The sequence below is a fragment of the Thalassotalea coralli genome, assembly GCF_055786205.1.
On sequence record NZ_JBVVBK010000001.1, the window covers coordinates 676,547 to 691,503 of the forward strand.

Annotated in this window: 13 protein-coding genes; 9 read left to right on the forward strand and 4 right to left on the reverse strand. The window is 40.4% G+C overall.

Features of this window, described 5'->3' with window-relative positions; genetic code table 11:
- Nucleotides 1-101 precede the first annotated feature (101 nt).
- The 6 genes from ACOB80_RS03035 (at nucleotide 102) to ACOB80_RS03060 (ending at nucleotide 4,268) form a co-directional block, all read left to right on the forward strand.
- Nucleotides 102-683, forward strand: a complete 582-nt coding sequence (locus tag ACOB80_RS03035) for a PEP-CTERM sorting domain-containing protein (RefSeq protein ID WP_473164322.1) — start codon at nucleotides 102-104, stop codon at nucleotides 681-683.
- Between the two features lie 157 nt (nucleotides 684-840).
- Nucleotides 841-1,335, forward strand: coding sequence for a P-loop nucleotide/nucleoside kinase family protein (locus tag ACOB80_RS03040; RefSeq protein ID WP_473164323.1), 495 nt, complete (start codon nucleotides 841-843; stop codon nucleotides 1,333-1,335).
- 93 nt (nucleotides 1,336-1,428) lie between these two features.
- Nucleotides 1,429-1,998, forward strand: a complete 570-nt coding sequence (locus ACOB80_RS03045) for a flavodoxin family protein (protein ID WP_473164324.1) — start codon at nucleotides 1,429-1,431, stop codon at nucleotides 1,996-1,998.
- Between the two features lie 18 nt (nucleotides 1,999-2,016).
- On the forward strand, nucleotides 2,017-2,397 hold the full coding sequence (locus ACOB80_RS03050; protein ID WP_473164325.1) for a hypothetical protein: 381 nt from the start codon (nucleotides 2,017-2,019) through the stop codon (nucleotides 2,395-2,397).
- A gap of 109 nt (nucleotides 2,398-2,506) precedes the next feature.
- A complete protein-coding gene (locus ACOB80_RS03055) occupies nucleotides 2,507-3,478 on the forward strand; it encodes a bile acid:sodium symporter family protein (RefSeq protein WP_473164326.1) in 972 nt (323 codons plus the stop codon).
- A 22-nt stretch (nucleotides 3,479-3,500) separates the two neighbouring features.
- Nucleotides 3,501-4,268 (forward strand): alpha/beta hydrolase, encoded by a 768-nt coding sequence (locus ACOB80_RS03060; RefSeq protein WP_473164327.1) that lies wholly within the window; start codon nucleotides 3,501-3,503, stop codon nucleotides 4,266-4,268.
- Between the two features lie 42 nt (nucleotides 4,269-4,310).
- On the opposite strand, the gene ACOB80_RS03065 is transcribed toward ACOB80_RS03060, so the two are convergent.
- On the reverse strand, nucleotides 4,311-5,249 hold the full coding sequence (locus tag ACOB80_RS03065; RefSeq protein WP_473164328.1) for a LysR family transcriptional regulator: 939 nt from the start codon (nucleotides 5,247-5,249) through the stop codon (nucleotides 4,311-4,313).
- A 183-nt stretch (nucleotides 5,250-5,432) separates the two neighbouring features.
- Between ACOB80_RS03065 and ACOB80_RS03070 the strand changes: the two genes are divergently transcribed.
- From ACOB80_RS03070 to ACOB80_RS03080, 3 genes are all read left to right on the forward strand, one after another.
- Nucleotides 5,433-6,371 (forward strand): MBL fold metallo-hydrolase, encoded by a 939-nt coding sequence (locus ACOB80_RS03070; protein ID WP_473164329.1) that lies wholly within the window; start codon nucleotides 5,433-5,435, stop codon nucleotides 6,369-6,371.
- A 71-nt stretch (nucleotides 6,372-6,442) separates the two neighbouring features.
- On the forward strand, nucleotides 6,443-7,678 hold the full coding sequence (locus ACOB80_RS03075; protein WP_473164330.1) for an FG-GAP repeat protein: 1,236 nt from the start codon (nucleotides 6,443-6,445) through the stop codon (nucleotides 7,676-7,678).
- Nucleotides 7,679-7,965: 287 nt separating this feature from the next.
- On the forward strand, nucleotides 7,966-9,066 hold the full coding sequence (locus ACOB80_RS03080; RefSeq protein WP_473164331.1) for a serine hydrolase domain-containing protein: 1,101 nt from the start codon (nucleotides 7,966-7,968) through the stop codon (nucleotides 9,064-9,066).
- A gap of 124 nt (nucleotides 9,067-9,190) precedes the next feature.
- Here ACOB80_RS03080 and ACOB80_RS03085 read toward each other — a convergent pair whose 3' ends face one another.
- The 3 genes from ACOB80_RS03085 to mfd form a co-directional block, all read right to left on the reverse strand.
- Complete coding sequence (locus ACOB80_RS03085; RefSeq protein ID WP_473164332.1) at nucleotides 9,191-9,478, reverse strand: DUF1244 domain-containing protein; 288 nt, start codon at nucleotides 9,476-9,478, stop codon at nucleotides 9,191-9,193.
- Between the two features lie 11 nt (nucleotides 9,479-9,489).
- Entirely contained in the window at nucleotides 9,490-11,193 is a 1,704-nt protein-coding gene (locus ACOB80_RS03090; protein WP_473164333.1) for a CsiV family protein, read from the reverse strand.
- Between the two features lie 61 nt (nucleotides 11,194-11,254).
- Entirely contained in the window at nucleotides 11,255-14,806 is a 3,552-nt protein-coding gene (gene mfd, locus ACOB80_RS03095; RefSeq protein ID WP_473164785.1) for a transcription-repair coupling factor, read from the reverse strand.
- Nucleotides 14,807-14,957: the final 151 nt, after the last annotated feature.

A 14,957-nucleotide genomic window follows, 5' to 3' on the forward strand; every position in this document is an offset into this window, starting at 1 on the left:
GAATTATTAATTTTACCACGAATACTTTCATTATTACTCTGTTTTTAGAGTTACTCATTCGATGAGTTGCTAACCTTTTATAAAGCGGAGTTATAAATCTAATGTACTATTTAAATCAATTTATTAACCAATATATTAATGACGAGTTTAAGCAGCATATTCGTCTAAAATTTAGATTGCTTTTAGTTCTTTGTTTATTGTCTATGTCGAGTATTAACGCTCATGCAAACTTAATTTTCGAGTTTGATAATGCTGCAATACCTGAAGTCGATTTTGTTGGCGCTGAAGCCAATGGACCACATTTCTATTTTGCCCCTAACTTTATGGATATTGGTGATTCATTTGATCTATTGATTGGCGCTTTGCCTGGTGGCAGCGAGCTAGCTGAAGTACTGGATATGCACGTTAATATGGATGATGTTCAAGGGTTTGGATTTGGTAACTCTTTGGCGTTTGTTCCTGTTACCGAGCAATTTTATGTCACTGTTATTAAAAATTCAGGAGTTTTTAGTGTTAGCTCAGTCAGAATTTACTTTAGCAACAATGGTGTTGGTGATGTATGGGAAGGAGTTCAGATACGTAACCCTACTGACGTACCTGAGCCGAGTGCTATAGCGTTAATGCTACTCGCATTATGCTGTATTTGGCTTTACGCGAAATTACTCACTCGCCACAATATATAAGTGAATACTCTTTAGTGTAATGCTCGCCAGTATTAACAAAAGTTAGATAAATACAAATTGTAAGAATTAATTAAAAAACGCAGTGGTTTAGCTGCGTTTTTTTGTTATATCGGTATGATGGTTCTTTCATTTTTAATTCAACATTGGATGTTAGGCTATGGCAAAATTAATTTTAGTGTGTGGCTCAACGGGGGCGGGGAAAACCACTTATTCAATTTCACTTGCTAAAGAAGTTGGGGCGGTAAGGTTTTCAATCGATCCGTGGATGCAAACTTTGTATGCAAAAGACATGAGGTCTCTAGATTTCTCTTGGATGATGGAAAGGGTGTATCGCTGTTACGAACAAATTTGGGATGTGAGTCAGCAAATACTCAGCCTTAATGGTACCGTTATTCTCGATCTTGGTTTCACCACTAAAGCGCAGAGAGAACACTTTACTACAAAAGCCAACGAACTGAGCTTTGATACGGAATTACACTTTTTAGATGTGCCTGTTGACGTACGTAAGCAGCGAGTAAAAGAGCGCAATGTAAGTAAAGACCCTGAACTTTATGCGTTTGAAGTGACAGATATGATGTTTAATTTTATTGAGCCTAAATTTGAAGCGCCATGTGACCTTGAATTAAAACAGGGACGTGTAATTAGCCGCTAAAGTTACTTTATTTCATAGACAAGCCATCCTTGCAGCTAAGCGTTTGGTCTGTATTATGTTAGTTAAAGTCAAAGTTACCTAGAGGAAAATGCATTGCCAAAGGTTGCCGTTGTATATTTTACTAAAACAGATGTGACAGGTCAGCTTGCGCAGGCTGTTATAACTGGTCTTCAAGAAAGTGGTGTCAATAACATCGTAGATCATAAGATTGAAGGAAAGGAAATTATTGACGGGCGGTTCGTCAATCCCGCTCTGTTTGACACATTAAAAAGCTGTGATGCCATCATCATGGGGTCTCCTACTTATATGGGCGGCGTTTCTGCGCAATTTAAATCGTTTGCCGACGCAAGTAGTGACTATTGGTCAGATCAATTTTGGTCTAATAAAGTTGCTGCCGGATTTACTAGTGGTAGTGCATTGAATGGTGATCAGGCCAGTAGTTTACAGTATCTAATTACTCTGGCGAATCAACATGGCATGTATTGGGTTGGGCTCGATTTACCTCGCGGAGGTAAAGATCTTGGCTTGAACCGATTAGGATGTCAGCTAGGTGTTGTTGCTCAATCAAGCGATGGTACAGTGAATGAAATTGATTTAGCGACTGCGCGATATTTAGGTAAACGGGTCGCAAACTTAGTGAATAAACTAGAAGGTCAGGCTTAGTTTTACAGGAGCGAGCTTATGGTTTCTAAAGACTTTCGCGAACCCAAATACCAGAATCAAACAGGGAGTAAAACCGGCAACTGGTATTTAAATCGAATTGATAACTTTCAATTTCATCAATATCCGGGGTACGGTAAGCACAAATTACTTTCTTTACTTGCTGGAATTGCGCTTTATTTTATCGGCATGAAGGTTTTAGAGAGTACTTTTTGGGGCTCACTTCCTGTATTTTATTTGTCTTATTTATCACTACTTACTTTTAATATACTTCGAAGAAAAATATGCCGATATAAAGGGTATTTTATGTACCCTAAGCGCTTCGTCCGTTTTTTTAGAGCACGTGAAGTTGAAGTGGATGTTGAAGATTTTGACTCGATAGCCACTATGAGTAAAAAGTAGGTGACAATTCGAACCGTGTGCATTTTTATTGAAAACAATGAAGCTAACTAGCTAATAACTAACTGATAAAAAAATAAAAGTTAACTACTAAAAAAAGATCTTTCAAGCCATGCTTAAAAACACCGCATTTACAATATCGATATTTATTGCTGTCGCACTGGCGCTGGCATTTCCACAAATGTTTACTATGGTTGGAGACTTTAAGTTAACCGGATTAATCGTGCCTCTTCTTATGATCATCATGTTTGGTATGGGAACATCCGTAGGAATCGATGATTTTAAACGTGTTGCTAAAATGCCAAAAGGTATTGCGGTAGGGTTAATTTGTCAGTTTACCATTATGCCATTTATCGGTATGTCCATGGCCATTGTCTCTGGGTTACCACCAGAGATTGCGGCAGGAATTATTCTAGTGGGCTGTGCGCCGGGTGGATTAGCCTCTAACGTAATGGCTTATATATCAGGGGCAAACTTAGCGTTATCACTGTCTTTAACCGCCTTTTCAACATTGTTAGCGCCATTTGTTACACCACTTCTAATGACATGGTTGGCAGGTGAGTATATTCCATTAGACGCAGTTGCTATGTTCTGGAGTATTACAAAAATTGTTATCTTTCCCGTGCTAGCGGGGCTGGTATTTAATCATTTTCTGCATGGAAAGTTTACCATTATTGATAAAGCCATGCCTATCGTTTCTATGGTTGGCATAGTGGTAATTATCGCTATTATTATTGCGGCTGGCCGCGACAACTTACTTAGCTTAGGTTTCGCCATTATTTTAATAGTCGCGTTACAAAACATATTCGGTTTAGCACTGGGTTATTTAGTCGCTAAATTAGTGAAAATGGATGAAGCATCTGCTCGCGCGATTGCCTTTGAAGTGGGAATGCAAAACTCTGGCTTAGCATCAGGCATCGCCGTAGAAATGGGGAAAACGGCCACTATGGGTATTGCCCCAGCTATTTTCGGTCCTGTAATGAATATTAATAGTTCGATCTTGGCGTCTTGGTGGCGAAAAACCGCGAAAAGCGGTGGTATTAAACTGGCTGACTCACCTCATCCAAGTTCAGAGTCGATATAATGAAAAAACTGCCGAGTTTTGTATGATCAAAGAAAAGTATTTAACAGTTTTAATAATCGCTATAACACTTATATCCATGTCGGTATCAGATAGTGTTAAAGCAAGAGTCATCAGTGCTAAAAATAGTGTATTTGATCAACAGAGAAATAGAACAATTCCAATTGCAGTTTCTGCTCCAGCTAAAGTTAAGTGTACATTAAATATTAAATGTCCTGTCGCGCTTATTAGCGCTGGCTACGGGGTTGCTCATACCGAATACTCTTTTTTAGAAAAAGCGCTATTAGCACAAGGTTACTTTGTCGTGTCGATTGCTCACGAGCTCGAACAAGATCCACCGTTATCGGTGACTGGTAACTTGTTTGAAACTCGAGCTGAAAACTGGCAACGCGGAACCGTATCTCTTAAATTTGTTCGAGAGGTTTTAGCTAAAAAGTATTCAAATGCTGACTTTAATAGGATAACTTTAGTGGGGCATTCTAATGGTGGTGACATTTCATCATGGCTAGCTAATGAGGCACCTACCTATGTAGAGCAGGTCATTACACTAGACCACAGACGAGTACCGCTGCCTAGAAACAAAGCCATCCGCGTATTATCGATTCGAGCAAGCGATTATCCAGCAGATGACGGCGTGTTATATACAAATAGAGAACTTAACGAGTTTAATGGCTGTATAGTTAAAATTCCTGAAGCTAGACACAATGATATGTCAGATTCGGGGTCAGCGGAGTTGAAGCGCACCATCCAAGATATAATGGCCACTTGGCTAACGACGGGTAAATGTCTGTAGCCTTGAAGGACACTATAGTGATTTAGGCTTGTAAGTTAATAATTAGTCTCCTATAAATTTCAACACTTCTTCCACTTGATCTGTTCTACGTTCAATGAAGATTCGCTTTACGTGCTGGCGCAGCCAATGTAAGCCTTTATCGGCATTTTGTCGTTTATGCCACAACATTGAGATAGACGAATGAGGGATATCAACAGGGGGATGTGTTATCGCTAGTTCACCACTCGCCACATGACTGTGAACTAGGTCTGTCGGTAAAATAGCAATAAGATTTGTGTCTTTGATAATTGGGATTGCAGAAGAAAACTTATTTACTGTAAAAGCTATTCGTCGAGTTAACCCCAGTTGTTGTAAGGCTTGATCAGTTGGGTTTGCAATATCACCGGAAAGTGAAACTAATAAATGCTCTGCAAGTGAGAATGTTTCCACAGTGAGGGCTTGTTTTGAAAGCGGATGATCTTTTCGCATCACGCAGACATAACTGGTATCGAAGAGGTGCTCAATGCAAATGTTTTCAAGTGAGCGATTACTTTGGCCTATAACTAGGTCAACTTCGGCGCCATCTAACATAGATTTGGTATTGGCAATTGTATAAGGCACCGCATGCAGATTTAAGCCGGGAGCTTCTTTTTCAAATAACTTCCTTAATGGTAACCAAAGTGTATCGAGCGCGATGTCAGGCAACGCAACTCTAAAAGTCCTACGAGCATTTGCTGCCTCGAACTCTTCTGGTTCGATGGCTTGATTAATATTGTGTAAAGAGTCTCGTACTTTACTCCATAGGTTTTCGGCGAAGCTAGTGGGTTGAATTTTTCTGCCGTCAGGTACGAAGAGTTTGTCTTTCCATAGTACTCGCATTTTTGCCACCGCATTTGATACTGCGGGTTGGGTCATCGATAGTTGTTCAGCCGCCTGAGTGATCGATTTTTCCGTCATTATCACATCAAAGATAACTAATAACTTAAGTTCATGAGGGCGCACTATTATTATCCTGAATCAGTATTTTTATTCATCATATATCTTTATGTATGACCTGTCATTTTAATTGATTCATCATTTTTTGAAATGAATAAGATATCATTTTAAAATTATATTTAGCTTTAATTGCCCATTAAGATGGTTTCAGAAACAAGCACTTAGAAAGTAAATGTGAGATCTTAGAAAATGGGTAAATTAATACAATTACTTGCCATTGGGTGTTGGTGTTGTTTTGCAAACGCGCATAATCAAATTGCTCAAAACAGCCTACCAATCCACGACGACAATAGTGATATAACGCTTAAAGTTACTGATCTTGGTGATAACCTATATGAGATCAGAACAGATCTTTCAGGCAATGTCGCGGTGTTAGTCGGTAAGGATGGTGTATTCATGGTGGATACGCAAATGGAACATCTAGCCGAGTTTATTGATAATGCGCAAAAGTCGTTGTCTGGTAATCAGGAAGTAAATTTAATTTTAAATACGCATTTTCATCGGGATCACGTTAGGGGAAACGCTTATTTTAAGAAGCGAGGCTCGGTGATTATGGCTCATCCTAATGTAAAACGTTACCTTGCTAACCCCAAAGCATTGAAGGCTCTCGGCCGTAAAGCACCAAAGTTTACGGCTGAGTATTACCCGACAGTTGATATTAGCGATGGTACGTCAATTAACATGAATGGCCAAAGTATTGAGCTGTACCACACGCCAAATGCTCATACAAACAGCGATATCTTTGTCGTGTTTAAAGAAGCTAACGTTATTCACGCAGGGGATCTGGTATTTAATAAACGCTTTCCATTTATCGATATAGACAATGGTGGCTCTGTAAAAGGGGTGATTAAAGGTATTGAAAATATATTAGCAGTAGCTAACGAAGAGACTAAAATTATCGCTGGCCACGGGCCTATAGCCACCATAACTGATTTAAAAGCAACGATTAGGATGCTTAGTGAGACTCACCAAATTATAAAATTACTAGTCGAACAAGGTCTTGATTTACGAGAAATTCAAGAATTAAATCCGCTTAGCCGCTTTACTAAAGAGTGGGACTGGGCGTTTATCACTACTGAGCGTATGGTAACGATACATTACTACGATATTACCGGCTTGCTTCAATAGTATTGGCAGTTACGTAAAGGGTGATCATATATTTTTATAAGCCATTTCAAAGCATTTAATAAAGGAAACTAATGAAACTTATAACAAAGATTAAAAAAGGATTGTGTGTAGCAGCAGCCTTATTTTGTGTTAGTGGTTGGGCACAGCAACAACTTCTGTTAGCAAACGATGGCAAAGTAGGGGACTCATTTGGCTATGGCGTTGCCATTGATGGTAATACCGCTTTAGTGGGGGCGTTTAAAGTAGATGTTGGTGAAGTTACAGATGCTGGTGCAGCCTATGTTTATGTATTGGAGGACAATCTTTGGCAGCAGCAAGCTAAACTTGTAGCTACTCCCGCATTTGCTGACGATACCTTAGGGGGGAAAGTCGCCTTGAAAGGAGACATGGCGATGCTAGGCGTGATGAGGCGAGATGATAAGGGAAAAGACTCTGGTGCTGTAGTCTTTTTCGAGAGGCAATTAAACGTTTGGCGCCAAAAGCATATATTTACAGCACCAGATGCGAAATCCGGAGATGCGTTTGGACAAAGTATCGCCTTAACCGAAAATCATCTGGTTATAGGCGCACCAAGAAATGATTCAAAGGGGAATGATTCAGGTGCTGCTTATATATATGAAAGGAAAGGCGATACCTGGGTTTATCAAACTAAAATAACGGCAAATGATGGTATGGCTGGTGACTTGTTTGGTATAAGCGCCGCTATCGATGGCGATACCATTGTGATTGGCGCTGATTTACATGATGCCAAAGCTGACAATGCGGGTGCTGTTTATACTTATGTTTTAAAAGATAACCTGTGGCGACAAGAAGCCAAGTTGATGGCGGAAGATGCTAGCGATACCGATATTTTTGGCGTGAGAGTGGCTATTTCTGGTGATTCCATACTTATCTCGGCGAGGCGTGATGATAATAAACACGGAATAGATGCGGGCGCGGCTTATTTTTTTGTTCGAAACAATGGAAGCTGGAAACAGCATAAGAAACTAATAGCACCCGATGGTCAGGCCGATGATAGGTTTGGGCGTGGCGTTGCATTAAGTGGCGATACTGCGATTATTAGTGCGATGAACCATGACGCAAATGGTAAAGATACGGGCGCAATTTATGTTTATCAAAAAAATACGAATAAATGGCAGTATTCGGCTAAATTCGTCGCTAAACATAGCCAACCTGATGATAGATTCGGTTGGAATATCGGACTATCTAATGATGTTGTCGTTGCAGGCTCGCCAAACCATGACGAGAAAGGGAATGAGGCTGGGGCAGTTTGGGTTCAATCTTTATCTTCCGAGAAAAAGCGTTAACAAAACCAGAAAACCCGCAAGCTTATTAGACATATTATCTCAAACGGCCGAGTTAAGCTCGTATAACAATACTGTTTGTTATTAGAATTTAACTAAATATGTCCCCCTAAATCATCATAAGGATTTGTTTAATATAATAAAAAATAATTGGCTTTTGTGCGAATGTCACCTATTCTTACCGGCCATTTTTTTGGGCAGTTACATCATGAGTGAGCTGCCATAAAAAACACGATAAATAATCACAGACCACATTAATTCCAAATGAAAAAGAGTATAAGGAACATTTGATGTATAACACTAAGTATTCTTTGCTGAATATAATTCTGATAGCTTTATTTTTAGTTAGTTCGAGCTTTTCTAAATCAGCGCTCGCCGATAAAACAGATAAACTTATCAAGCAACTGATGGCAGAGCGAAATATACCCGGCTTGCAGTTAGCGGTTATCAAAGACGGTAAGATCATTAAGGAAGGTAATTACGGTTACTCTAATTTACAAGATAGCATCGAAGTAACAAGTGAAACGGTGTTTCCTATTAATTCAATGACCAAAGCCTTTACTGGCGTCGCCCTCGTTCAGCTAGTTGAACAAGGTTTGCTGTCACTTGATGACCCTATAGGTAAACATTTATCTGGTTTACCTGAAAAATGGAAGCCACTAAAAATTAAGCACTTAATGGCTCATACGTCAGGCCTACCTAAGATTTTAAGTGGTCGTTTAGTTGACCTAATTGTTGTAGGTGATCCAGATGCTTCATGGGAAAAAGTGCAAAAGCTCCCGTTTAGATACGAATCAAATACAAGGTTTGATTACAATCAGACAGGGTACGCGGCTATCGGCAAAATTATTGATAAATACGTTGAAAATGGTTTCCCTGACTTCATCGCTCAAAAACAATTTAAAGCCGCAGGAATGAAACTTACTGAAAATGCAGGGTTTGATTATTTAGAATTCGCCATTCCTAATCAAGCGCGACAGTATTTCTATGTTGGAAACAATAAATACAGAAATTTTTATGGTGAATTTCCCTATTTATTGAGGACTGCTGCAGGTATGAGCTCTACCGCTCGTGAACTTGCACAGTATATTATCGCGCTTCAATCGGGAAAGCTTGTAAATAATCTCGATTTACTATGGACACCAGTTGTATTAAACACTGGAAAAACTGGTGGGTTTAATCAATACGAAAATGGTTATGCTATGGGCTGGCAAACAATAGACCGAGCAAATCATAAAGCGATCAGTGCGAGTGGAGGCAATGCGGTTACTATGATCGTATATCCAGATGATGGTGTGTCTATCGTTGCGCTAACTAACTTGATAGGTGCTTTACCAATTCAATTTGTTGATAAGGTGGCAGAACATTACATTGAAGGGTTTAATCTTTAGTCTTTAATGATTAACAGAGTGGTTGTTCACAAAGCACGTTGAGATTGCTTTACGATGCTTAGTTTGAAGCCACTCTGTGTAAAAATAGTTATGTATTTTCGTGTGTTCGAAAGAGCTTGAAATATTACTTCTTATTTAATTCTTCAAACTTAGCAAGCTGCTCTGGTGTCGCTGGCTTTTGGTACTTTTCTTTCCACTCTTGATACGGCATACCATAAACTTGCTGGCGCGCATCATCAATATCAACTTCAACACCTAGCTTTTCGGCTTCTGCAACTGTCCATTTAGAAAAGCAGTTACGACAAAAACCTGCAAGATTCATTAACTCAATGTTTTGCACGTCTTTTCGGCTGTCTAAATGGCGTAAAAGGCGACGGAATACCGCAGCTTGAATTTCAATTTCTTTATCCATAAAAATCTCTTTTATTCTACTTCTGAATCTAATGTTTCTTTTGGTTTTGGCCTGTGATGACGTCTAATTTGCACAACAATACCCATGTATGGATGATCAAAAAAGTGGGTTTCCCGGCTGATCATTCGGCGGCTTTGCGTCAGTCTTACAGTCTGTAACTGTGGTGCATCATTAAACGTTAACTTATGTGTCGCTTGTTCTGCGAGAGTTTTATCAACAACAGATACATCTGCGTCGACATGCAAGTAATTACCGACTAAATAAACTTTGAGTAGCCCGTCGATAAACCATGGTTGTAATGGCTCAATAGGGGCTTTGTCGAACATCAGTTGATTACTTGCCGTGGTTAATGGCTGAGCTTGCACAGTCACTTGTTCTATAGGAGTTTGTGGGTTGATTTGCTCAACCTGTTCGATCAAATCCTGCACGCGTATAGCAAAGGCCTGTTCTTTTTCTGTCGCTTGCTCGCTGTCTAGTTCTGTTGCACTTTCGCTATCTAAAGAAAGTTGCAGTGCTTCTTGTAATATGCGCTCTTGCTCTAAAGCTTGCTGTTGTTCTTCTTCAAACTGGCTTTGTTCTACTAAGTAATTAAGTGCAAGGTTATCGCCTGCATATAATCGCATTGGAATTGCTCTATTCTCTTCAAAAACCTGTTGTCGCCAACCAAAGTGCAACATCGGCCTGAAGTGCTTACTTAGGCGCATTTTTCTGAAGATATCGGCGAGCTTGAGAGAGTCTTTGCTAATTAAATAAGGAACTGACGCATAAAGGTCTTCGGCATTGTCTATGCGCGTTGGCATTTCATCAACATTATAACCAAGGTAAGAATAAAGCTCAGGGTTAGCATTTAATGCAATAAACTCTTCCTCAGAAATAGCACACCAAGTTTTTGCTATTTTCTGTTGTAAGTGATTATAAGCAAAAGGCAGCTCTGGGAAGGCTTGCTCAGCTTGTAATACCAAGCTATTGATTTCGGCTAGTTGTTCTTCGGTTAATTGCTCTTCTATCAGTGTGTCAGACTGGTTAACTTGATTTAAGGTCGCTATTGAACCGTCACTATTAGCATCTCCTAATGTATTGATAGGAGAGTTATTTGTTGCTTGTTGACTAAAGTCAGTCGATTCTTGATTGTTATTTTGTGGGTCTTGTTTGGTATCAGATAAGCGCACATTTTCAGGTGTTACCCGATCGAAAAAGTCATCTTCTGAATCGCTTGCTGCTAAAGATAAACTAGATTCTTGGTTTGCTATTAGTGCCTGTTGTTGGGCGATTTCATCCAGTTTGGCTTGATGCTCACCTTCTAGTCTTAAGTACAATTCATCGGTTAACGGCAGCGAAGATATTTCCTCAGCCGTTAAATTTGCCAACATATACGGCAATATCGCGCCTCGCTCAATAGGCGTTGGCGGATATACGGGATCCTTACAATTAGGTAACTGCTGTTTAAGTGTTGCAATATCGGGCTGTAAATATCCAGCTAGCAGATCTCTAACATTTCTGGGGATAGAAAGTGGAGTAGGGTCGAACTTTTCGTGTACTTTGTTTTTATCGTTAAGGTGCGCTAACACGATAACTTCAATTTCAAACCAGTCGCCAGACCATCTACTTTTAGTGTTAGCCTGAGCATCAAAGCTTTGAGTACTGAAACAGAGTACAGCACCAGTGACTAATGACCCTAAAGTAGATCCTAACTTTGACCCTAACTTGGTTTTCATTCAACTTCCACAAATTGCGACAAAATTGCTATGAGCATCATACCGTTAAATCTCACTACTGTTAATGACGATTTTTACCTAGCTGGGAAATTAACCCCGAAACAAAGGTAACACGGGCAGCTGCCTCTTCGTTTGCTTTGACGAACTTAAGTTTGTTTGCCCCTTCCATTTTATAGACACTTGGTTGGCTTTGGATAAGGTCAATAATGTCTCTAGGGTCTACTTGTGTATCGTCACTAAATTCGATAGCTCCACTCGCGGCACTCGCATCAATACGAGCAATGCCTATTGCTTGAGCTTTCAGACGAAGCTTTGCAATATGAATTAAATTTTTCGTTGCTTGCGGTAATAAACCAAAGCGATCTATTAGCTCCACTTGAATGTCGTCTAAAGCTTCTTTTGATTTTGCACTGGCGATCCGCTTGTATAGGCTTAAACGCAAGCTGACATCGAAAATATAGTCGTCTGGCAATAAAGCGGGAATGCGCAAATCTACTTCAGTTTGCGTGGCCAATACTTGGTCTAAAGAAGGTTGCTTACCTTGCTTCAGGGCATTAACCGCGTGATCTAACATGTCCATGTATAAGCTAAAGCCTACTTGGGTCATTGAGCCGCTTTGCTCTTCACCTAATAGTTCACCGGCACCTCGAATTTCTAGATCGTGGGTTGCTAAGGTAAAGCCTGCACCTAAATCTTCTAGGGAGGCGATAGCATCAAGACGCTTTTTGGCATCTTTGGTCATGCGCTTTTCGTGCGGTGTTAGCAAGTAAGCATAAGCTTGGTGGTGTGAACGTCCAACACGGCCACGTAATTGGTGAAGCTGCGCTAATCCTAAATTGTCAGCTCTGTCCATGATAATGGTATTTGCACTTGGTACGTCGATACCTGTTTCCACAATGGTAGTACAAACAAGCACGTTAAAGCGCTGATGATAAAAGTCACTCATAATGCGTTCAAGCTCACGCTCGCGCATTTGACCATGTGCAACGACTACTTTTGCTTCGGGAATAAGTTCACTAAGTTCTTGTGCGGTTTTTTCTATGGTGTCGACGTTATTGTGCAAGAAGTACACCTGACCACCACGGAGGATTTCACGTAAAATAGATTCCTTAATCAATGCGTTATCGCGCTGGCGAACAAAGGTTTTAACGGCAAGGCGTTTCGCAGGTGGCGTGGCAATAATAGACAAATCACGCATCCCACCCATTGCCATGTTTAATGTTCTCGGGATTGGTGTCGCAGTTAAGGTTAGGATATCTACGTTGGCGCGAAGCTTCTTAATTTGGTCTTTTTGTTTTACACCAAATCTGTGCTCTTCATCAACGATAAGTAAACCTAAGTCATGATATTTAATGGTATTTTGTAAAAGCTTGTGAGTACCAATTAAAATGTCTACCTGACCAGACTCTACTTTGGCAATCACTTCATTTTGTTGTTTTGCTGTTTTAAAGCGAGAAAGCACTTCAATGGTAACGGGCCAGTTTGCAAAGCGGTCTTTAAAATTTTCATAATGTTGCTGTGCTAGTAGGGTAGTTGGAACCAGCACTGCCACTTGTTTTCCGTCGTTAACAGCAACAAATGCTGCACGCATTGCAACTTCAGTTTTACCAAAGCCAACGTCACCACAAACCAGTCTGTCCATGGTTTTTTCAGAGAGCATATCACTAACGACGGCATGAATTGCTTGCTCTTGGTCTAAGGTTTCTTCAAAACCAAAGCTGTCAGAGAACGCGCGATAATCGTCTTTATCTCGCTTAAATTGGTGGCCTTTATTGGCAGCACGTTTGGCGTAAATATCTAAAAGTTCGGCGGCAACGTCTTTAACCTTTTCTGCGGCCTTTTTCTTCGCTTTGCTCCAAGTATCGTTGCCAAGTTTATGTAAAGGTGCATTTTCTGCTTCTGTCCCTGAATAACGAGATATCAGGTGTAATGAAGCTACCGGTACATAAAGTTTGGCATCGTTGGCATAACTTAGGGTTAAAAACTCTGTTTTTAAGCCGCCGTTTTCTATCGTTTGTAAGCCTAAGTAACGACCGATGCCGTGCTCGATATGGACAACGGGTTGGCCTATGCTAAGCTCGGCTAAGTTTTTAAAGATGGCATCGTTTTGAGCATCTTGTTGCTTGTTACGACGCCTCGTTTGGCGAACATGATCACCCAGTAATTCCGTTTCCGTTACCAAGGCAATAGCATTGCGCGCGCTAGCGCCTTTTACTTGAAAACTAAAACCTTGTGCCAGGCTGTTTACCGTAATGCCTATGGCTTCATCTTGCTCAATAAACTCTTGAATTGAGGTAAACTCTTTAGGTGCTAACTGGTTACGTTGTAGTAGTTCTAATACACTTTCACGGCGGCCTTGGCTTTCCGCAACAAACAACACTTTGTGAGGTGTTTCTTTGTCGGCAATAAATTGATTTAAACGATCAAAGGGTTGTTTTAATTGATGATCCACCGCGATGTTAGGTAGCGGGAGTACATCGTAGTAAATTTGACCTCGGCCAACAGCTTGCTCTTCGTTTTCAGTCAGCGCTGCATCAACTGTTTGCGCACCTTGTTCATGACCTTTGCGATGACATAAGGTAATGCGATCAAATGGCTTTAATGCAGAGAATATCTCTTCTGCTGATAAAAATAATTGATTAGGCGCTAATAAAGGACGCGTTGGATCGTAGCGGCGGTCTTCGTATCGATAGTCGATATCTTGCCAGTGATTATTGCAGGTTCTTTCTATATCCCCTGAAAGCATTACTAGCGTGTTTGCCGCCAAGTAGTCACACAAGGTATTGGTTTGCTCGAAAAATAGCGGCAAGTAATATTCTATACCCGCTGGCATGATGCCATCGCTCACCTGATGGTATATTGACTCTTTATTAATAGCACCTGTAAAGGTTTCACGATACTGTCGCCTAAAGGTGTTGATCCCTTCTTGGTCCGTTGGGAATTCATGTGCTGGCAATAAATCGATCGCCGGAATTTTATCGCTGGAGCGTTGACTGTCAGGATCAAATAGGCGAATTTCTTCAATTTCATCATCGAAAAAGTCTAAACGAAACGGTGTTTTACTTCCCATTGGGTATAAATCGAGGATAGCACCACGAGCTGAAAACTCACCGTGTTCCATCACTTGATCAACATTGCGGTAACCACTTGCTTCAAGTTCTTGTCTTAATTGGTGTAAGTCTTTGTTATCGCCTTTTTTAATGAGCAAGCTATTGCTGTCGAGATAACTCTTAGGGGCTAAGCGTTGCATTAAGGTAGTAACAGGGACAATGACAATTCCTTTCTCTAATCGCGACAATTGATATAAGGTCGCTAACCGCTGAGAAATAATATCTTGGTGTGGTGAGAAGCTGTCGTATGGCAATGTTTCCCAATCTGGGAATAGGCAGATAGTAAGTTGAGCCTTGTTTAAACTCATCAGTTCTTGTTCATAACGCAGAGCTGATGGCGTGTCATGAGTAACGAGCAGTAGTGGCTGTTCTGCTTGCAGTGCAGCTTGGTATATAGCGACAGATGAACTTGAGCCAAGTAATTGATGCCAAGATTTCTTATCTGCTTTTTCGCCGCGTCGGTTAGTAAGAACAGGTTGAAGAAGTGAATGCCGTTTACTCATTGAACTATCTAAAGGGTTAATTTTGCCAAAACTGTTGGCAGATTCTACCGCAGCACGCCTAAGCATTGATAGAACTTAACACAATTATTTCTCCAATCAGCGGATTTCCTTTATAATACGGTGGTTTTAACTAATCCATAATAGTGAGCTT